Source organism: Bailinhaonella thermotolerans, from assembly GCF_003594875.1.
GTDB classification, from domain to species: Bacteria; Actinomycetota; Actinomycetes; order Streptosporangiales; family Streptosporangiaceae; genus Bailinhaonella; species Bailinhaonella thermotolerans.
Genome location: NZ_QZEY01000003.1, coordinates 632,140 through 651,447 on the forward strand (window position 1 = coordinate 632,140; position 19,308 = coordinate 651,447).

The 19,308-nt window shown below is 74.4% G+C and carries 15 protein-coding genes; 8 read left to right on the plus strand and 7 right to left on the minus strand.

Annotated elements, in window-relative coordinates:
* Positions 1-48: 48 nt before the first annotated feature.
* On the plus strand, positions 49-3,306 hold the full coding sequence (locus D5H75_RS12075) for an ATP-dependent helicase (RefSeq protein ID WP_242454194.1): 3,258 nt from the start codon (positions 49-51) through the stop codon (positions 3,304-3,306).
* A 40-nt stretch (positions 3,307-3,346) separates the two neighbouring features.
* Here D5H75_RS12075 and D5H75_RS12080 read toward each other — a convergent pair whose 3' ends face one another.
* Positions 3,347-3,868 carry a PadR family transcriptional regulator gene (locus D5H75_RS12080; RefSeq protein WP_202638063.1) on the minus strand — a complete coding sequence of 174 codons (522 nt, stop codon included), beginning with the start codon at positions 3,866-3,868 and terminating at the stop codon, positions 3,347-3,349.
* A 116-nt stretch (positions 3,869-3,984) separates the two neighbouring features.
* Here D5H75_RS12080 and D5H75_RS12085 point away from each other — a divergent pair, with 116 nt between their 5' ends.
* Positions 3,985-4,485, plus strand: a complete 501-nt coding sequence (locus tag D5H75_RS12085) for a hypothetical protein (RefSeq protein ID WP_119926463.1) — start codon at positions 3,985-3,987, stop codon at positions 4,483-4,485.
* Here the strand turns inward: D5H75_RS12085 and D5H75_RS12090 are convergent.
* From D5H75_RS12090 to D5H75_RS12110, 4 genes are all read right to left on the minus strand, one after another.
* Positions 4,470-5,678 carry a type III PLP-dependent enzyme gene (locus D5H75_RS12090; RefSeq protein ID WP_119926464.1) on the minus strand — a complete coding sequence of 403 codons (1,209 nt, stop codon included), beginning with the start codon at positions 5,676-5,678 and terminating at the stop codon, positions 4,470-4,472. The two genes, D5H75_RS12085 and D5H75_RS12090, sit on opposite strands and share 16 nt — an antisense overlap.
* A complete protein-coding gene (locus D5H75_RS12095; RefSeq protein WP_242454164.1) occupies positions 5,678-7,351 on the minus strand; it encodes an IucA/IucC family protein in 1,674 nt (557 codons plus the stop codon). Before D5H75_RS12095 ends, D5H75_RS12090 begins: the two co-directional genes overlap by 1 nt.
* Before the next feature lie 45 nt (positions 7,352-7,396).
* Entirely contained in the window at positions 7,397-9,238 is a 1,842-nt protein-coding gene (locus D5H75_RS41480; protein WP_202638064.1) for an IucA/IucC family protein, read from the minus strand.
* Between the two features lie 377 nt (positions 9,239-9,615).
* The gene (locus tag D5H75_RS12110; protein WP_119926465.1) at positions 9,616-10,965 is read right to left on the minus strand and encodes an ATP-grasp domain-containing protein; all 1,350 of its coding nucleotides are present in this window, start codon (positions 10,963-10,965) and stop codon (positions 9,616-9,618) included.
* 177 nt (positions 10,966-11,142) lie between these two features.
* On the opposite strand from D5H75_RS12110, the gene nudC reads away from it, so the two are divergent.
* Positions 11,143-12,081: an NAD(+) diphosphatase gene (nudC, locus tag D5H75_RS12115; RefSeq protein ID WP_119926466.1), complete on the plus strand. Its 939-nt coding sequence runs from the start codon at positions 11,143-11,145 to the stop codon at positions 12,079-12,081.
* A 216-nt stretch (positions 12,082-12,297) separates the two neighbouring features.
* Here nudC and D5H75_RS12120 read toward each other — a convergent pair whose 3' ends face one another.
* Positions 12,298-12,564, minus strand: a complete 267-nt coding sequence (locus tag D5H75_RS12120; RefSeq protein ID WP_119926467.1) for a mycoredoxin — start codon at positions 12,562-12,564, stop codon at positions 12,298-12,300.
* A gap of 328 nt (positions 12,565-12,892) precedes the next feature.
* Between D5H75_RS12120 and D5H75_RS12125 the strand changes: the two genes are divergently transcribed.
* The 5 genes from D5H75_RS12125 (at position 12,893) to D5H75_RS40855 (ending at position 17,907) form a co-directional block, all read left to right on the plus strand.
* On the plus strand, positions 12,893-14,950 hold the full coding sequence (locus D5H75_RS12125; RefSeq protein ID WP_119926468.1) for an ATP-dependent DNA helicase UvrD2: 2,058 nt from the start codon (positions 12,893-12,895) through the stop codon (positions 14,948-14,950).
* Positions 14,947-15,810, plus strand: a complete 864-nt coding sequence (gene tesB / locus D5H75_RS12130) for an acyl-CoA thioesterase II (protein WP_119926469.1) — start codon at positions 14,947-14,949, stop codon at positions 15,808-15,810. The genes D5H75_RS12125 and tesB overlap by 4 nt, the downstream gene beginning before the upstream one ends.
* A 599-nt stretch (positions 15,811-16,409) precedes the next feature.
* A complete protein-coding gene (locus D5H75_RS12135) occupies positions 16,410-16,790 on the plus strand; it encodes a hypothetical protein (protein ID WP_119926470.1) in 381 nt (126 codons plus the stop codon).
* Positions 16,791-16,944: 154 nt separating this feature from the next.
* Positions 16,945-17,214: a WhiB family transcriptional regulator gene (locus D5H75_RS12140; RefSeq protein WP_119926612.1), complete on the plus strand. Its 270-nt coding sequence runs from the start codon at positions 16,945-16,947 to the stop codon at positions 17,212-17,214.
* Between the two features lie 498 nt (positions 17,215-17,712).
* Entirely contained in the window at positions 17,713-17,907 is a 195-nt protein-coding gene (locus tag D5H75_RS40855) for a hypothetical protein (RefSeq protein ID WP_147425126.1), read from the plus strand.
* 123 nt (positions 17,908-18,030) lie between these two features.
* Here the strand turns inward: D5H75_RS40855 and D5H75_RS12150 are convergent, their stop codons facing one another.
* Entirely contained in the window at positions 18,031-19,275 is a 1,245-nt protein-coding gene (locus tag D5H75_RS12150) for an ABC1 kinase family protein (RefSeq protein ID WP_479688590.1), read from the minus strand.
* Between the last annotated feature and the right edge of the window lie 33 nt (positions 19,276-19,308).

Consider the following 19,308-nt stretch of genomic DNA (forward strand, 5'->3'; position numbering starts at 1 on the left):
CCGGCCTGGGCGGACGGGGCCGGGTGGGCGCGCCCGGCGGACCTGGGCGTGGTGCGGCCGGGGGAGCTGGCCGCCCGGCTCGGGGTGCTGCCGCCGACGCCGGAGCAGGCGGCGGTGATCGAGGCGCCGCTGTCGCCGATGCTGGTCGTGGCGGGCGCGGGGTCCGGCAAGAGCGAGACGATGGCGGCCCGCGTGGTGTGGCTGGTCGCGAACGGGCTGGTACGGCCCGAGCGCGTGCTCGGCCTGACGTTCACGCGCAAGGCGGCGGCCGAGCTGTCGGCGCGGGTGCGGAAGCGGCTGGACCAGCTCGGCAAGGAGAACCTGGTCCCGGCCGAGGTGCTGGACGGCGAGCCGACCGTGTCCACGTACCACGCGTACGCCGCCCGGCTCGTGGCCGACCATGCGCTGCGCGAGGCGCTGGAGCCCACCATGCGGCTGATCAGCCCGGCGGTGTCGTGGCAGCTCGCCTCGCGCGTCGTGGCGGCGTACGACGGGCCGATGGACAAGGTGGAGCTGGGCCCGGCCTCGGTGACGGCGGCGGTGCTGGAGCTGGCCGGGGAGATGTCCGAGCACCTGCGCGACGCCGACGACGTGCGCGGGGTGGGGGCCTGGCTGGACGAACGCCTCGCCGAGGTCAAGGGGCGGGTGCTCGCGGGCGTGAAGAAGGTGATCGCCACCCAGCGGGCGCGGGAGCAGTTGCTGCCGCTGGTCGCCGCGTACAACCGGGTGAAGGCCGACCGCGAGGTCATGGACTACGGCGACCAGATGGCGCTGGCGGCGCGGATCGCCGCGCGGCACCCGGAGGTCGGGGAGATCGAGCGCGGGCGCTACTCGGTGGTCCTGCTGGACGAGTACCAGGACACCAGCCACGCCCAGCTCGTGCTGCTGCGCGCGCTGTTCGGCACCGGCCACCCGGTCACCGCCGTGGGCGACCCCTGCCAGTCGATCTACGGCTGGCGCGGGGCGTCGTCGGGCAACCTGCTGCGGTTCCCCCGCGACTTCCCGGCGCACGACGGGCCCGCGCCGGTCCGCAAGCTCACGATGAGCTTCCGCAACGGCGAGCGGGTGCTCGCCGCCGCCGCCCGAGTCCAGCGCGACCTGCGGCTGGAGTCGCCGGAGGTGCCGGTGCTGCGGCCGGGCGACAACCGGCGCGACCGGGGGCGGGTCGTCGCCGCGCTGCACGAGACCGCCGAGGCCGAGGCCGCCTGGCTCGCCGACCAGGTCGTACGCGTGCTCCGCACGGACGTGGCCCCCGACGGCCTGCCGCTGGAGCCGGGGGCGCAGCCCGTGCAGCCGAACGAGATCGCGATCCTGGCGCGGAAGCGGTCGCAGTTCCCGGCGCTGCGCAAGGCGCTGGAGGAGCGCGACGTGCCGGTCGAGGTGGTCGGCCTGGGCGGGCTGCTGACGGTGCCCGAGGTGGCCGACATCGTGGCGACGCTGCGGGTGCTCCACGACCCGACGGCGGGCGACGCGCTGACCCGGCTGCTGACCGGGCCGCGCTGGCGGCTCGGCCCCGCGGACCTGCTGGAGCTGGGCAACCTCGCGCGCGAGCTGAACCGGGAGGCCGAGGACGGCTCGCGGACCCGCCGGGACGAGGACCCGCTGGACCAGGCGGTGGCGGACCTGGCCGAGGAGCGCGGGAGCCTGATCGACGCGCTGGACGAGCTGCCGGGGCACCCGGAGCTGCTGGAGCGGTTCTCGCCGCTGGCGCGGGTGCGGCTGCCCGCCCTGGCGATGGAGCTGCGCTACCTCCGGTCGCTGACCGGCCAGCCGCTGCCGGACCTGGTGACCGACGTGGAGCGCGCGCTCGGCCTCGACGTGGAGGTGGGGGCGCGCGGGCGGGGGCTGTTCACGGCCCGGGCCGACCTGGACGCGTTCGTGGACGCGGCGAGCCGCTTCGCGGGGGACTCCGAGGACCCGACGCTCGGGGCGTTCCTGGCGTACCTGAAGGCGGCGGAGGCCGAGGAGTTCGGCCTGGAGGCGGGCCGCGTCGGCGAGAGCAACAGCGTCAAGCTGATGACCGTGCACGCCGCCAAGGGCCTGGAGTGGCCGGTCGTGATCGTGCCGGGCATGTCGGAGGCGCGGTCGGCCAAGGGATACGTCACGGTCGGCAGCGTGTTCCCGGCGACCCCGGTGGGCAACAGCCGGTGGACGGAGAACCCCCGCAAGCTGCCGTACCCGCTCCGGGGGGACAGCGGGGACCTGCCGAGGCTGCCCGACCTGGCGAAGGAGTCCCTGGAGGGGTTCCAGGACGCCTGCCGCACCCGTGACGAGCTGGAGGAGCGCCGTCTCGCCTACGTCGCGGTCACCCGTGCCCACTTCCTGCTGATCGCCTCGGGGTACCGCTGGGGAGGCTCGTCCAAGCCGCTGTCGCCCTCGGTGTTCCTGGAGGAGATCCGCGAGCACGCGGACGCCGTGCCGGTCTGGGCCGGGGAGCCCGAGGAGGGCGCGGAGAACCCCATGCTCGCCGAGCCGCCGGCCGCCGTCTGGCCGTCCCCGCCGCAAGGTGACCGGCACGAGGCCGTCGTGGACGGCGCCCGCCTGGTCGAGGAGGCCATCGCCGGCGTCGCGCGCTCCTTCCCGGCGGCGGCGTACGCCGGGCTGCGCGAGCGCGACCGCCGCCGGCTGGCCGCCTGGGCCCGGGACGCCGAACTCCTCCTGGCCGAGCGCGACCGGTCGCGCCGGCGCGGCGGGGCCCTGGTCGAGCTGCCCGAGCGCCTCACGGTCTCGTCCCTGGTCACCCTGGCCACGGACCCGGCCGCGCTGGCCCGCCAGATCCGCCGCCCCCTGCCGCGTCCCCCGGCCCCGTTCGCCCGCCGGGGCACGGAGTTCCACCGCTGGCTGGAGTCCCGCTGGGGGCAGGAGCGCCTGATCGACGAGTGGGAGATCCCCGGCGCCGCCGACGAGATCTCCGAGGCCGAGGTGGAGCTGGCCGAGCTCCAGGAGCGCTTCGAGGAGAGCGACTGGGCCGCCCGGCGCCCCTACGACGTCGAGGTCCCCTTCGAGACGATGATCGGCGACCGGCTCGTCCGGGGCCGCATGGACGCGGTGTTCGCCTCCCCCGACGGCACCTACGACGTGGTCGACTGGAAGACCGGCACCCGCCCCAGGGGGCAGGCGGCCAAGGCGGCCTCGGTCCAGCTCGCCGCCTACCGCCTGGCCTGGGCCGATCTGGCCGGCGTGGAGCTCACCCAGGTGCGGGCCGCCTTCCACTACGTCCGCGACAACGTCACCGTCCGCCCGGTCGACCTCCTCGACGCCGAGGGCCTGCGCGCCCTCCTGGAGACCATCGAGAAGATCGACTAGCCCGTACGGCGAGGCCCGATCGCCTGCCGGGGCGCGGGTTTCACAGACCGGGGATGCGCCCCGGGAGGGTGTCGAACCAGTCGAGCACGGCGCGCTCGTACGCCAGCCCGAAGTCCAGCGTCGCGGCGGTGTAGGGGTCCGCGTCGCCCCCGGCCAGCGCCTCCAGGTCGGCGAGCCGCGTGACGTGGATGTCGCGATGCCGCCGCAGGTGGGCGGCCAGGAGGTCCGGGGGGATGTGCCGGCCGAAGCTCAGGGTCAGCAGGAGCGGGTACCGGATGGTCTCCGGGCCCGGCTCGCGCGTCGTCCACTCCTCGAAGGCGGCGCGGCCCGCGTCGGTGATGGTGTACGGCTGGCGCTCGCGGGGGCCCTTCTCGCCGCGTTCGACCAGGCCGTCCTCGGCCATGGCGGCCAGTTCCCGGTAGACCTGGCTCGGCGTGAGCGACCAGAACTGTCCGATGGTGATCTGGGCGGTCTCCACCAGGTCCCACCCGCTCATCGGCCGGTCGTGCAGGAACCCCAGCAGCGACGCGGCGGTCGCGTTGAGGGCCTTCTTCTCCGGCATCCGCAGCACCTCCTCGACATTCCATTGTGTCAGGTCCGCTGAACCCCTTGACGTTCCACTGTGGAAGGTCCACGATCCAGAAGAGATGACCCTCCACATTGAGAGGTGAGAGTGGAATGTATGGATTCCTGCTCGTCGTCCACGTCATCACGGGCTTCATCGGCCTGCTGCTGGCCGGTCCCGTGCTGCTCGTCCGCAAGCGAAGGGGCGTCCACACCGTGCTGGGGCGCGTGTACGCGGGGGCCGCCGTGCTCATGTCCGTGTCGGCCCTCGCGCTCATCGGCCACGAACCGCGGCTGTGGCCGCTGGGGATCATCGCGGTGCTCGTGCTCGCCATGATCGGGCCGGGCCTGGCCCTGGCCGCCCGCAGGCCCCGGGGCTGGTTCATCTGGCACCTCAACCTGATGGCGTCCAGCGCGGTCGCGTTCGTCACGGCGTTCGCGGTGCAGATGAGCGACCTGCACCCGCTCGCCTGGGTCATCCCGCCCGCCGTGGGCACCGTGCTGATCACCTTCCGCTCGCTGGTGGCCCAGGGCGTCATCCCGCGCCGGGCCGTACGGGCGCGCCCGCGTTCGCTCACCGGGAGTGCCGCGCGGGCGGGTCACGCGGGCAGGTAGTGGAACTCCGGCTTCGGATGCATCAGGAAGTCGTGGTGGGAGATGTTCCAGGCATACGCCCCGGCCATGGAGAAGACCACGAGGTCGTCCACGGCGATGCGCTCCACGCGCACCCGCCGGGCGAAGACGTCCTTGGGGGTGCAGAGCTGGCCCACCAGCGTGACCGGCCGGTCGTACGCCACGGGGACGGGGGCCGGCAGGCCGGGGAGGCGCGGGCCCCCGCTCAGCACCGGGACCGGGCTTGGGGCGCGGTCGGCGGGGGAGGGGCCGCCCGGCGCCGGGACGATGGAGAAGGGCTGGTCATGGCCCTTCGTGACGGGGGTGCGCAGGTGGTGGGTGCCGCCGGTGAGGACCGCGAAGGTCTCGCCGTGGCTGACCTTCACGTCCAGCACCCGGGTGACGTACCAGCCGTAGTAGGCCGCCACCGCGCGGCCCGGCTCGACGCGGAAGGTCTCCTCGGGCTCGCGGAGGGCCGCCAGCGCCTCGCCGTACGTCACCCAGTCGAAGCGGTCGGCGGGGTCGGCGTAGTTCACGGCCATCCCGCCGCCCAGGTTGAGCTCGACCGGGCGGAGGGCGCAGGCGCGGAGCCAGGGGCGCACCCAGGCCAGCACGCTCTCGGTCAGGGCCAGCATCTCCGGCGCGGCCAGGCCGCTGGCCAGGTGGACGTGGACGCCGCGCAGGCGGAGCCAGGGCGCCTCGTGGAGGACGCTCAGGCACTCGCTCAGGCCCGCCGGGTCCATGCCGAACGGCGTCGCCTCGCCGCCCATGGTCAGGGACGCCCCGGGCACGGGCACGTCGAGGTTGGCGCGCAGCAGGACGTCGGCGAACCGGCCGCCCGCGACGGCCGCGAGTCGCCGCAGCTCGTGCGGGCTCTCCACGTGGACGCGCTCCACCCCCAGGTCCAGGGCCGCGGCCAGCTCGGCGTCGGTCTTCCCCGGCCCGCCGAAGAAGATCCGCGCGCCCGGCACGGTCTCGCGGACGTGCGCCAGCTCCCCGCCGGAGGCCACCTCGAACCCGTCCACGTGCGGCGCGATCGCCCGCAGCAGGTTCGGGTCGGGGTTGGCCTTGGCGGCGTACAGCAGCTCGGTGCCCTTGACCGCCGAGCGGATGCGGGCGGTGTGCGCGGTCAGCCCGCCCAGGTCGTAGACGTACGCCGGGAGGGACCCCAGCTCGGGGAGGACCAGGTCGGGCATCAGGCGGTTCCTGCGGGCAGCGGGGAGGAGGCGGCGAGCGGGTTGCCGACGGGGACGTATCCGGCCGCGCGGTCCGCGTCGCGCGCCCAGCGCACGCCCAGGTTCGCCTTCGCCGGCAGGGGGGCGCCCGCGAGCAGGTCGGCCAGCGGCAGCGGGCAGCCGAACTCGTCCGCGTACGACGCCAGGCATTCGCGCACCACCGCCCAGACCCTCCCCTGATCCCGCACGTGCCGCGACACCTCCGCCGCGACCTCGCCCAGATGGTTGACCACCAGGCAGTACACCACGCGCGACCAGCCCCGTTCGGCGTTGTACGTCAAAGACCGCGCGACGCCCTCCGGCAATCCGGACAGATCATGCCCGACCAGCTTCGTGCCCTCCAGGTCCCGGAAGACCGCCTCGACCGGATGCCCCCCGGAGTCCAGCCCGACCAGCACGTTCTGCAGGTGCGGCTCCAGGACGACGCCGTGCGCGAGGTAGGCGTGCAGGACCGGCGGCGCGACCAGCGACACGTACGCCGCCCACCACTCCAGCGGGTCCGGCGCCGATCCGATCACGGCCGCGGCCCGCCCGTGCCCGCTCGTCAGCGCCCCCGCGAGGACCGGGGTCACCCCGGGGGAGACCACGCCCCAGGGCCCCTCGCGCACGATCACGCCCAGCCCCTCCAGCAGCCGGGTGCCCAGGTCGGGGGCCCGGTACCCGGGCTCGCGCAGCCACCGGGCCCCGGGGAAGTCCGCCGCGAGCGCGTCGAACACCGGTCCCAGCCGGTCCGTGAGCTCCACCGCCCCGGCCAGCTCGTACCAGGCGTTCTTGCGCACGCAGTTCGTGATCCGCACGTCGAGGCTGAACTTCAGGCAGACCCCCGCCGCCGGGTCGTACACCGTCCGCACCGACGAGGTGGGCACGACCGGCGAGCCGTGCCCCAGGTCGATCAGGCGGCCGTCGGAGAGCGGCCCGGCCAGCTCGGCGGCCAGCAGGGACGCCTGCCAGGGGTGGACGGGCAGCGGGGTGTGGCCGGGCGGGCAGGGCGGGGCCAGCGAGTCGATCACCCCCGTGTCGCCGCCGATCACGCAGTCGCGCACGCCGAGGAACCGCAGCGGGAACGACGCGTGCGCCTCCGGGGCGTACTCCAGCCACGCGCCCGGCGCGCCCCCTCGCGCCTTCGGAGTGGGGTGGAACGCGTGGCCGTACACCAGCGACTGCTCCGACTCCAGCCACCGGTCCGGCGGCGGCGCGGCCCCGGCGCGCGCGGCCAGGATGGCCTCGATGGCCGCGCGCCCGGCCGCGACCTGCCCGGCGAACTCGCCGTTCGGGACGCCGGTGACCGCGGTCAGCTCCGCCTCGGCCAGCTCCGCCAGCCGCTCCGAGCCGACCGGCCGCCACACGCCGTCGCGCAGCTCGTCGGGCGCGCCCGAGAACCGCAGCGAGCAGCCCACCGGCCCGCCGCGCACGCGCAGCAGCGTCCCGGCCAGGCGCAGCAGCAGGTACGGCTCCGCGGGCCACACCTGCCCGCGCGGACCGGCCAGCTCGCGCACGCAGCATCTGAGCAGCGCGTGCGCGGTCGCGATCTCGGCGGACGCCGGGTGATCCGCGGGCGCCGCGTGCCCGGCGGGCGCGGGATGACCGGCGGCCGTCGCGGCCTCGGCGGCGGGCGTGACGGAAAGCAGGCTCAAGGCGGGCTCCTGACTCGGTGAGGCGGGACTTCGGCGGGCGTGGGTTCAGGAGGACCGGCGCAGGTAGTTCGGGCCGGTGATGCCGTAGAACTTGTTGACGTCGCGGGCCCCCGTGCGTTCCTTGGGCACGAGCGTCCCGGCGGTCACCATGGACTTGCCGACCAGGCGGGCGGCGTCGAGCGTGCGGGCGCGCAGCAGCCGGGCGGCCGGCTCGCCGCCGTGCGCGTCCAGGGCCTCGGCGAGCCGGTCCCGCAGCACGGCGGGGCCGAGCCCGGCGGCGAACACCACGGCCGCCGCCGCCAGGTGCAGGGTGATCGTCACGAACACGTCGGCGAGCGCGTGCGGGTCCTGCGTGCACATGCGGGCGTCCCCGAAGGCGGGCGCGTCCAGCCCCGCCGCGCGCAGCCGCCCCGGGTCCGCGAGCAGCCCGTCGTTGTCCCTGACCAGCAGCCTCAGCGGCTCACCGCGGCTCAGCACGATCGCCAGGTTCTGCTGGTGCGCCTCCAGCGCGACGCCGTACCGCGCGAAGAGCGTCACGTTCCAGTCGAGGAGCAGGCGGAGGTACTCATCGAGCAGCGCGGCCACGTCGCCGCCGCGGTGCCGTACGGCCAGATCGGTCAGCACCGTCCCGCCGTACGGCGCGGGCGCGGCGAGCGCGGCCACGGTGACGACCTCCGCGTCCGCCGGGACCTCGGGGTACCGGCGGACCATCCAGCCGAGGTACTCGTCGCCGGCGTGCCCGTACGTGCTCTCGTCGGGCAGCAGCACGCGCCCCCGGAGGGCGGGCTCGCGGTCGAGGATCCGGGCGAGCAGGCGCTGCGCGAGGGCGCCGTCGCGCAGCGTCCCCGGCTTGATCGACCGGCGGTTGCGCGCGCCCAGCGTGCTCGTCGGCAGCGGGAGCTTCACGTGCGTGCCGGGCTCGCCGCTCACCACGACCGTCCGCATCGACAGCGTCGGCCGCACCGGGATGTACGGCTCCCGCCCGCCGCCCCCGGGCCCGCGCGGGACCGGGCCGGGGAGGCCCGGACCGAGGACGCCGAGGAGGGGAAGGAGGGCGCCCGCCCCGGGGAGGACGGACGGCCCGGGGACGAGGCGCGGCGCGGCGGATCCGGGGAGCGCGGCCGGATCGGGGGCGGAGATCCCGGGACCGCCGGACCCGGGACCGCCGAGGCCGGGGAAGGAGGCGGGGACGCCGGACCCGGAGCCGCCGGGGCGCGGCCCGGGGACGCCGGGGGCACCGGGCCCTGGATCACCGGGGGCGCCGGGTCCCGGGCCGGCGGGGACGGGGCCCGGGCCGGTGAGGCCGAGGCGGGGGATCCGGGCGGCGGTCAGCGGGTGGACCGGGAACGCCACGTGATCGGGCCCCGCGTCGGGCCACCAGGCGGGGAGATCGCCCTCGACGACGGCGGTGTCCCGGGGCACGGCCAGCCAGCGCAGGGCGAACTCCGGGTGGAACTCCGGCGCGTACGCCCGCAGCTCCTCCTCCGACAGCCCCAGCCTGCGCCGCGCGGTCGGGTACACCGGATGGTCGGCGTACGCGGCGAGCGTGTCGTAGTAGGCGATGGACGCGACCCCGGCCAGGGGCCGCAGCCGCCCGGTGACCGAGGGCCAGGCCGCCGCGTGCAGCTCCAGGGTGCGCAGCGTCTCGCGGCACTCCTCGGCGAACCCGGGCACGTCGTCCCCCGGATCGGCGAGCGCCTCCAGCGTCCGCAGCACCGTCTCCAGCGGCGGCGCGGCCCCCGGCGCGACCACGAAGTCCTGCGTGAACCCGCCGGGCGCCAGCCGTACGGCCTCCCCGGTGGGCAGGTCGAGCACGATGCCGCCGCGCACCCGCGACACGCGCCGCCCCAGGCCCCCGTAGTCCTCCCGCAGCAGCGCGTCCAGCACCCGTCCCGACAGGTACGCCTCCGGGTCCTCGGCGCCGGCCGGGCCCGCCGGTCGGCGCCGCGCCCGGGGGACGACCGATCTCCCGGAGGGCGCGGCGGATCTTCCGGAGGGCGCTGAGGAGCCGGAGGACGCGGCGGATCTTCCGGAGGGCGCTGAGGAGCCGGGGGGCGCGGCGGAGCGCTTCGCGGGCGCGGGGGACCGCACGGAGGCGGCGGGCCTGGCGGAGGCGGGCGGCGCGGCGGTGCGATGCGGCCCGGAAGACCCGGAAGGCCCGGAAGAGCCGGAGGGCCCGGAGGACCCGGAAGAGCCGGAGGACCCGGAAGGTCCGGAAGGTCCGGAGGGTTCGGAGGTCGCGTGGTCGGGCACGGGAACGGCGGTCATGCGATCACCCAGGGGTCGGCGGCGAGGCGGGCGTTGACGGCGTGGTCCAGGGTCTGCGGGTCGGGGGCGATGGCGCGGATCACCGCGAGGTAGTCGCGGTTGGTCCCGGCCGGCTCGACGCGGTCGCCGGGGGAGCGGAGGGGACGGTGCCAGAGGCGCACCTCCTCGCCCGGGAGGGGGTCGGCGGCGGGCGGAGCGCTCACGATGGTTCCCGCGCGGTCGGCGACCACACTCACCGCGGCCGCGGCGCCCTTCACCTCCCCGGGGCGCGGCAGGCCCGCCGGCAGCGGCTCGCCGAGGTGGAGGCGGAGGATCAGCTCGAACAGCGGGATCCCCAGGAACTCGGCCAGCAGCAGGTCGCAGTTGTCGCCGATGACCCGGTAGTTGACCTCGATGATCCGGGGACCGGCCGGCGTGGTGACGTACTCGGTGTGACACGCCCCCAGCCCCACGCCGAGCGCCCGCAGCGCCGCGAGCACGTGCTCGCGTTTGGCCGGCTCGCCGGGATCCCAGTCGAGGCGTTCCTCGACGAAGTGCGGCGGAGCGCCCAGCGTGGTCCGGAACCCGCCGAGGACGTGCAGCCGCTCCCCGTCGCCGAGGGTCTCCAGCGTGCGCAGCTCCCCGGGCAGGTACTCCTCCGCGACCAGCGGGTCCGCGGGCCGCCGGGCCGCGATCGCCCCGGCCGCCGCGCGCAGCTCCGCCGCGTCCCGCACCAGCACCACGTCCTCGCTGGCCACCCCCTCCCGCGGCTTCACCACCGCCGGATACGGCCCGCCGTACCCCAGGTCGTCGTCCGCGGGAACGTTTCCGTCCCCCGCGCGCCCCGGCCCGCCGTCCCCCGCGTCACCGCCGGGCTCATGCCGTACGGCGTGAGCCCCGGGCCCCGGCCGTACGGCGCCGGCGGCGGGCTCGCCCGGCTCGGGCCGTACGGGATGGGGCGCGGGGCCTGGCGGGCGGGGCGGGGGGCGGAGCCGGGCGGAGTGGACGCGCTCGACTCCCGCGGCGGCCAGCGTGGACCGCATCAGGGCCTTGTTCTTGCAGTTCAGGGCGGCGCGCCAGTCCTTGGCGGGGAGGCCGAAGTACGTCGCGGCGAGGGCGGTGGGCGCCTGGAGGTGGTCGGAATTGGAGAAGATCGCCACAGGACGATCATGACGGGATATCGTGTCGATCACCGCACGGAAGTCGCGGACCTCGCAGGGCAGCACCTCGGCGGGGCCGTACAACCCCTCGTGCGCGGCGGGCTGGTCGGTCAGCACGGTCACGGGGTGCCCGAGCGCGCGCGCGGCGGGCCAGAACCCCAGCGTGACCGAGTCGGTCGGGTTGAGCGCGGTGATGTAGAGCCGCACGGGAGCCACTCCAGTTGAGGTGAGGCTAACCTAACCCGCCGCATCATAACGCCTCGCGAAGCCGCCATCGATACCGGATCGAGCGTCGTCCGTTACCACATCTTGACCGTGTTGGGCGGTTTCCATCGGGCATATGCCCTTAGTCCGTGCGGCGGAGGCGTGCGCGAGGATGGTGAAGTGGAGATCGCCGCTGAGGAAGCAGGCCTGATCGGGCCGTTACTACTGGCGCGCAGCACCGTCGACAGGTCGGCGCTGCTGCGCGGGGACACCGAATGGCTGGCCCGGGCATGGGCGGATCCGAGCACTCGCGTGCTCGTCGTCGATGACGCGCGGGCCCTGGTACGCCGGGGGGCGGCGGGCGCGGAACTCGTGTTGCTGCCGCCGGACCGGGCTCCGGAGGGGGAACGCTATCTACTGGGGGTGGACGACGCCGGAGTCGCGTACTTCGCGGTCGCGGCGCCGCTGCCCGATCCGGCCGGGCTGCCGGGCCGGCCGGACGCCGAGCCCGCCAACCTGCGCCAGGCCGGCGCGCAGCTTGACGACAGGGACGCGGGACTGCTGGTGTACGCGGTCGCGCTGGAGGCGTGGCACTCGACCCACACGCACTGCCCGCGCTGCGGGACCGAGACGCTGGTCACGGCGGGCGGGCACATGCGGCTCTGTCCGCGGGACGAGAGCCAGCACTTCCCGCGCGTGGACCCGGCCGTGATCATGCTGGTGCACGACGGGGCGGACCGCTGCCTGCTGGCCCGCAACCCGTCCTGGCCGGAACGCCGGTTCTCGGTGCTCGCCGGCTTCGTGGAGCCGGGGGAGTCGCTGGAGGGCGCGGTGCGCCGCGAGGTCGCGGAGGAGGTGGGCATCGACGTCACCGACACGCGGTACCTGGGCAGCCAGCCCTGGCCGTTCCCGCGCAGCCTGATGCTCGGCTTCTTCGCCCGCGCGGTCTCGTACGACATCCGCATGGACGCCGAGGAGATCGCCGAGGCGCGCTGGCTCACCCGCGAGGAGCTCGCGCTGGCCGCGACGACCGGGGAGATCATGCTCCCGTCGGAGGTGTCGATCGCCCGCAGGCTCATCGAGACCTGGTACGGCGGCCCGCTCCCGGGCTCCTGGTGACGAGGAGGCCCCGGCTCACGACGAGCCGGGGCCTCCCGGTCAGGACTTCCTCGCGCCGATCATGCGCTTTCAATCACCTGGTGCGATCGAGGACACCCGGCGGGCTTGAAGACGCTCGGCGGCTCGAAGACGCCTGGCGTGCTCGCAGGCACCATGGCGCTCGCAGGCACCTGCCGTGCTTGAAGGCGCATGGTCGGCGCGGAGATCCGGGCGGGCTCAGGACTGGGGCTGCGGGGCGGCCTCCAGCAGGCGCTTGACCTGGGCCACCGGGGGGTTCGTGAGAACGGTCCTGCCGGCCGGGGTCTCGACCACGACCGTGGGGACCATCTGGTTGCCGTTGTTGACGCTCTCGACGAAGGACGCGGCGTCGGGGTGGCGCTCGATGTCGATTTCCTCGAACGCGATGCCCTCTCGCGTGAGCTGGGTCTTCAGCCGCCGGCAGGGGCCGCACCAGGAGGTCGTGTAGACGGTCAGAGCGCTCATTTCTCCCTCTCGTCCGCTTGTTCGGAACGTCTCAGAGAGTGCCAACACCGCGCGCCCCCGACAACTTCCCGCCCTCCGCCGCCCCCGTCCCCGCAGGTCGTACGGCTGCCGCCGCCCCGCCGTACGGCTTCCGCCCGGCTCCGGGCCCGGGGCCGTACGGCGGGTTGTCCACAGGGAGGGGCGGGGGTGAGAGGTTTTCCACAGGGGGCGGGGTGAAGGGCGCGGGCGGGGGCCCGGGCTGGGAGGATGGGGCGTCAGCCGTACTGGATCGGAGCCGCATCGGGACCCGATCGGAGCTCGATCGGAAACCGGATCGGGAGGAGGGACCGTGAACCCCGCCGACGTCCTCGCCGGGCTCGACCCCGAGCAGCGCGCGGTGGCCGAGGCCGTGCGCGGTCCCGTCTGCGTGCTCGCCGGGGCGGGCACCGGCAAGACCAGGGCGATCACCCACCGCATCGCCTACGCCGTGCACACCGGGGCCGTCGAGCCCACCGGCGTGCTGGCCGTGACGTTCACGACGCGCGCCGCCGGGGAGCTCAAGCAGCGGCTGCGCGCGCTGGGGGCGCCGGGCGTGCAGGCCCGCACCTTCCACGCCGCCGCGCTGCGCCAGCTCACCTACTTCTGGCCCAAGGTCATCGGGGGCGACCCGCCGCGTGTGATCGAGTCCAAGGTCCCGCTGCTGATCGACGCCGCCCGGATGCTGCGCCGCAACCCCGACAGGGCCGAGCTGCGCGACGTCGCGAGCGAGATCGAGTGGGCCAAGGTCAGCCAGATCGCGCCCGAGGAATACCCCGCGCAGGCCGCCAAGCACCGCCGCACCCCGCCGATCGAGGCCGCCGAGGTCGCGCGGCTCTACGACGCCTACGAACGGCTGCGCCGCGAGCGCCACCTGCTGGACTTCGAGACGATCCTGGAGCTGACCGCCGCCGTGCTGACCGAGCACCGCGAGGTGGCCGGCCAGGTCCGCCAGCAGTACCGCCACTTCGTGGTGGACGAATACCAGGACGTCAACCCGCTGCAGAAGCTCCTGCTCGACACCTGGCTCGGCGGGCGCGACGACCTGTGCGTGGTCGGCGACCCCAACCAGACGATCTATTCGTTCACCGGCGCCACCCCGCGCTACCTGACCACCTTCACCGCCGAACACCCCGACGCCACCGTGGTCAAGCTCGTGCGCGACTACCGCTCGACCCCGCAGGTCGTCGAGCTGGCCAACCGCGTCATCGCCGCCGGGTCGCGCCCCCGCCACCACCACCTGGAGCTGATCGCCCAGCGTCCCGAGGGGCCCAAGCCGTCGTTCGTCGAATACGACGACGAGGTGGCCGAGGCGCAGGCGGTGGCCCGGCAGGTGACCAAGCTGGCCGACAAGGGCGTGCCGCTGCGCGAGATGGCCGTGCTGTTCCGCATCAACGCCCAGTCCGAGCCCTACGAGCAGGCGTTCGCCAAGGCCGGCATCCCCTACCTGCTGCGCGGGGCGGAGCGGTTCTTCGAGCGCGCCGAGGTGCGCCAGGCCGTCGTGCTCCTGCGCGGCGCCGCCCGCGCCGACCAGGGCGAGCCGCTGGCCCCGGCCGTCCACCACATCCTCCAGGGCGTCGGCCTCACCCCCGAGCCGCCCGGCGGCGGCCAGGCCCGCGAGCGTTGGGAGTCGCTCAAGGCCATCGCCCAGCTCGCCGAGGACGTCGCCGCCGCCGACCCGGCCGCCCGGCTGCCCGATTTCGTGGCCGACCTCGAACGCCGCGCCGCCGAGCAGCACGCGCCGCCCATGGAGGGCGTCACCCTGGCCTCCCTCCACGCCGCCAAGGGCCTCGAATGGGACGCCGTGTTCCTCGTCGGCCTGGTGGACGGCACCCTCCCGATCATCTACGCCGAGACGCCCGACCAGGTCGAGGAGGAGCGCCGGCTGCTCTACGTCGGGGTCACCCGCGCGCGCGAGCACCTGCAGCTCTCGTGGGCCCTCGCGCGTTCGCCCGGGGGCCGCCGCGGCCGCCGCCCCTCCCGGTTCCTGGACGGCATCCGCCCGGGCGGCTCGTCCGCGGGACCGGCCGCGGCCCCCCGCGTGAGCCGCGCGGTCGCCGCCCCGCTGCGGTGCCGGGTCTGCGGCGCCACCCTGGTCTCGGTGACCGACCGCAAGCTTGGGCGGTGCTCGGGCTGCCCGGCCGACTACGACGAGGCCCTGCTCGAACGCCTCAAGGGGTGGCGGGCCGCCGTGGCGCGCACGGCCGGGATCCCTCCCTACGTCGTCTTCACCGACGTCACGCTCCAGGCCATCGCCGAGCGGGCGCCGCTGACCGAGCAGGACCTGCTGTCGATCGCCGGTGTGGGACGCGTCAAACTTGATAGGTACGGCGCGGCCGTGCTTGAGGTGATACGCGGGGAGGACCTGTGAACGAGGCGCTGAAGCAACTGCTCGACCTGCTCGACCTGGAGCAGATCGAGCTCGACATCTTCCGCGGCCGCAGCCCCGAGGACCGCCTCCAGCGGGTGTTCGGCGGGCAGGTCGCCGGTCAGGCCCTGGTCGCCGCGGCCCGCACCGTCCCCGACGACCGGCGGGTGCACTCGCTGCACGCCTACTTCATCCGGCCGGGCGATCCCTCCGTGCCCATCGTCTACACCGTGGACCGCATCCGCGACGGCCGCTCGTTCACCACGCGCCGCGTCGTGGCCCTGCAGCACGGCAAGGCGATCTTCACGATGTCCGCCTCGTTCCACGTGCCCGAGCCCGGCATCAGCCACCAGGGCGCCACGATGCCCGCCGTGCCCCTGCCCGAGTCGCTCCCCACATGGAACGAACGCATGCGGTCGATCTTCGGCGACGACACCGATCCGTGGTGGAGCGGGCCGCGCCCGTTCGACGCGCGTTACGTCACGCCGATGACCTGGGAGGCGCGGCGCGACCCGGCGCTGCGCCAGCCGGAGACGAACGTCTGGCTGCGGGCGGAGGGCGAGCTGCCGGACGACCCGCTGCTGCACATAGTGCTGATGGCCTACGCCTCGGACTTCACGCTGGTGGACACCATACTGCTGGCGCACGGCCTGGCCTGGGGCGAGTCGCGGATGATGGGGGCCTCGCTGGACCACGCGATGTGGTTCCACCGGGAGTTCCGGGCCGACGAGTGGCTGCTGTACGCCCAGGAGTCGCCGATCTCCGGGCAGGCGCGCGGCCTGGCCCGGGGACAGGTCTTCACCGCGTCCGGCGAGCTGGCCGTCTCGGTGGTCCAGGAGGCCATGATCCGCGTCCTCGACTGAGCCGGGGGCCGCAGTCGCCACACGCCACAGGCCGCCCCGCCGTACGGCCCGGCCCGCCGTACGGCCCGGCCCGCCGTACGGCCCGGCCCGCCGTACGGCCCGGCCCGCCGTACGGCCCGGCCCGCCGTACGGCCCGGCCCGCCGTACGGCCCGGCCCGCCGTACGGCCCGGCCCGCCGTACGGCCCGGCCCGCCGTACGGCCCGGCCCGCCGTACGGCCCGGCCCGCCGTACGGCCCGGCCCGCCGTACGGCCCGGCCCGCCGTACGGCCCGGCCCGCCGTACGGCCCGGCCCGCCGTACGGCCCGGCCCGCCGTACGGCCCGGCCCGCCGTACGGCCCGGCCCGCCGTACGGCCCGGCCCGCCGTACGGCCCGGCCCGCCGTACGGCCCGGCCCGCCGTACGGCCCGGGCGGCTGGGGCGGGCGGCCGGGTGGGCCGGTCCGGGGTGCCCGGGGCGGCGAAGAAGTTCACGAAGATGTGAGAAATCGCAGGTAGAAAATAGGTTGCTCAGTTTCCCATCGCTACATAGGGTCTAGAGCAAGCCAACCGGTGCAGGTCGGTTCTGACCGACCTGCCGATCACAGAAAGGGGTGAGTCCAGTGGTTACCACGATCTCGATGTCGTCGGCGCAGCTCTGGCTCGCCCCTGCGTCCGTTGACGCGCGCGGCTTCGCGCGTTCCGGCGCTGACACCACCGGTGTCACGCGCGCCGGCGTCGTCGCGACCGCCGGGTCGCGCTATCTGATGGCGGACCTGTGCGCGGCCGGGACCGAGCTCCGTGGGGAGATCTCTGTCCTCGGCCGGGGCGTCCGCCGTCGTGGCACCGCCGTCGCCGCCGCGCCCGTCGCCAAGCTGTCCCAGGGCCACCTGGGTGCCGAGCGTGGCGCCAGCCAGATCTCCGCCGACCAGCCGTTCATGCGTGCCGCCGCCAATGGCGAAGCGCAGGGTCCGCTGACCTGGAGACCACCGGTCTTAACCTGACGACCGGCGTCTTCCAGGCCGCGGATCCGAGACCGGATCCGCGGCCTTTTCGTTTCCCCGACCAGGAGAACCCTTGTTCCAGCCGACGCTCCACCCCGCCAAACCCCTGACCAGCACCGACACCAGCAGCGACGACGACAGGAAGGTGGCGACCATGGCGGCCCCGGCGACCGCGTGGCTCGACGACGCGGACATCCCGTGCAGGTCCAACCCGCCCGACCTCTGGTTCGCGGAGTCCCCGCAGGACGTGGAGTTCGCGAAGGCCCTCTGCGGCTCCTGCCCGATCCGGCAGGCGTGCCTGGCCGGCGCCCTCGAGCGTGAGGAGCCCTGGGGCGTCTGGGGCGGCGAGCTCGTCCTCCGCGGCGTGGTGGTGCCCCGCAAGCGCCCCCGCGGCCGCCCGCGCAAGACCGAGATCGCGGCCTGACCAGCTAATACATCACCAGCACACCGAGCGACATCACATCGAGGAGACCAGGACAGATGATCAGCACTTACCGAGTCCCCGCCCAGCGGACCTCCGGCGCGTCATATATCCAAGAAGAACTGGTCCGTGACCGAATACACGGCCTCCGAGAGGAGGCGGAGACGGCACGCGAGGTACGCCGGCTCGTGGCCCTGCGCCGCGCGCACCGCCGGGCCGAGCGTGCCAGGTCCCGCCTCCGCCGCGCGATCCTCCTCGCCGGTTGATCCGGCCTGAGGGAGTCCAGCGCGCGGAAGGGCCGGAGGCACCTCGGCATGACGCCCGAGGGGGGCGAAGTGCCTCCGGCCCGATGACCCGAGAAAAGGGGAGGAAGCACCCGCTTCCTCCCCTTTCCCCTGTCCCCCGCGAGATCGGGCGGACGCGCCGGCCGTACGAGAGCGCGGGGATCGGGGGTCGCTCGCGGGCCGTACGCCCCAAGGGTCACTCGCGGGGAGGGCCGGCGTGGGAGACTGGCGGGCGGTGACCGAGTGGGGTGACGGAGCCATGGTCGTGTGCAGTGGATGCGGTGCCACCGGCGAGACGACGCTGGGGTGGACCGTGGACGTGGGTGAGCGAGCCGAGCGTTGCCTGTGCCCGAGGTGCGGCAGGGACAACCTGCGCAGCATAGAGAGCCGCCTGGATCCCGAGTGGTGGTGACCTCCGGGCGGCGTTCGCGCGCGCTTTACTGACCTGCCGACAGGTGGCGGTCCGACATATCCGGATATGCCGGAAGGGTTTTCGCCGCCGCGTGAGAAAAGCGGCGCCGGTACGGCATGCGGGTCAGGCTGGGGTCTCTTCCTGGGTGGCGGACTCGGCGAAGCCGGGAACCCAGCGGATGACCTCGTCGCGGAATCGCGCTTCGGCCTCCAACTGGCACAGGACGCCCACTCCGGCCGCGTGGACACGGTGGATGAGCACGTAGGACGGCGGCAGGTTGAGCTGGCGTACGACGTTCGTGGGGCGCAGGTCGGTGACCTTGGCGGCCTGGCGCTGGAGCCACTCGCGGGAGAACTTGAAGGACTCCACGGCGGTCGGCTCGACGTACGGGGCGAGGAACGCGCGCAGGGCGTCCACGTCCACCTCGATGTGCGGCCGGATGAAGCCCTCGTCGCGCAGGCCCTGGACCACGGTGTCCATGTCGCCCTGGTTGAAGATGCGCGTCAGGGTGCCGAAGACCTTGGGGTAGCCGTCGGGGAGGCGGTTGACCGCGCCGAAGTCGAGCACGCCCATGCGGCCGTCGGGCGTCATGCGGAAGTTGCCCGGGTGGGGGTCGGCGTGGAGCATCCCGACGCGCGACGGGGAGGAGAACAGGAAACGCACGAACAACAGCCCCGCGCGGTCGCGCTCCTCTTGAGTTCCCTCGTTGATAATGCGCGAGAGAGGGGTGCCGTCCATCCATTCGGTGATCAGCACGTGCTCGTTGCAAGCGATCACTTCGGGGACGTGGAACTCCGGGTCGTTCTTGAATTCCACGGCGAACGCCTGCTGCGCCTCGGCTTCGCGGAAGTAGTCGAGTTCCTCGATTACGCGTTCGCGTAATTCCGCCAGGACGGCCTTGATGTCCAGGCCGGGCAGGAGCACGCCGAAGAGCTTGCCGAGGCGGGAGAGCTGGTTGAAGTCGGCCAGCAGCGCCTTGCCCGCGCCGGGGTACTGGATCTTGACGGCGACCTCGCGCCCGTCGTGCCAGACGGCCTTGTGGACCTGCCCGATGGACGCCGCGGCGGCCGGCCTGTCGTCGAACTCCAGGAAGTTCTCCCGCCAGTCGTCGCCGAGCTCTTCCCGCAGCACCCGGTGGACCGTCGAGGCGGGCAGCGGGGGAGCGGCGTCCTGGAGCTTGGTGAGCGTGGCCCGGTAGGGTCCGGCGATCTCGGGGGGCAGGGCCGCCTCGAAGATCGAGAGTGCCTGCCCGAGCTTCATCGCGCCGCCCTTGAGCTCGCCCAGCACCTTGAAGATCTGCTCGGCGGTGCGCTCCTGGATTTCCTGGGCGACAATTTCGGCGGACTTGCCGCCCATGCGCTTGCCCAACCCCAGCGCGGTGCGACCCGCGAAACCGAGCGG

Excerpts from the sequence above, each read along its gene's own strand:
- D5H75_RS12080 (WP_202638063.1), bottom strand. The coding sequence starts at position 3,868 with ATGCCGGAGAAGAAGGCCCTCAACGCGACCGCCGCGTCGCTGCTGGGG.
- D5H75_RS12085 (WP_119926463.1), top strand. The coding sequence starts at position 3,985 with ATGTATGGATTCCTGCTCGTCGTCCACGTCATCACGGGCTTCATCGGC.
- D5H75_RS12090 (WP_119926464.1), bottom strand. The coding sequence starts at position 5,678 with ATGCCCGACCTGGTCCTCCCCGAGCTGGGGTCCCTCCCGGCGTACGTC.
- D5H75_RS12120 (WP_119926467.1), bottom strand. The coding sequence starts at position 12,564 with ATGAGCGCTCTGACCGTCTACACGACCTCCTGGTGCGGCCCCTGCCGG.
- D5H75_RS12140 (WP_119926612.1), top strand. The coding sequence starts at position 16,945 with ATGGCGGCCCCGGCGACCGCGTGGCTCGACGACGCGGACATCCCGTGC.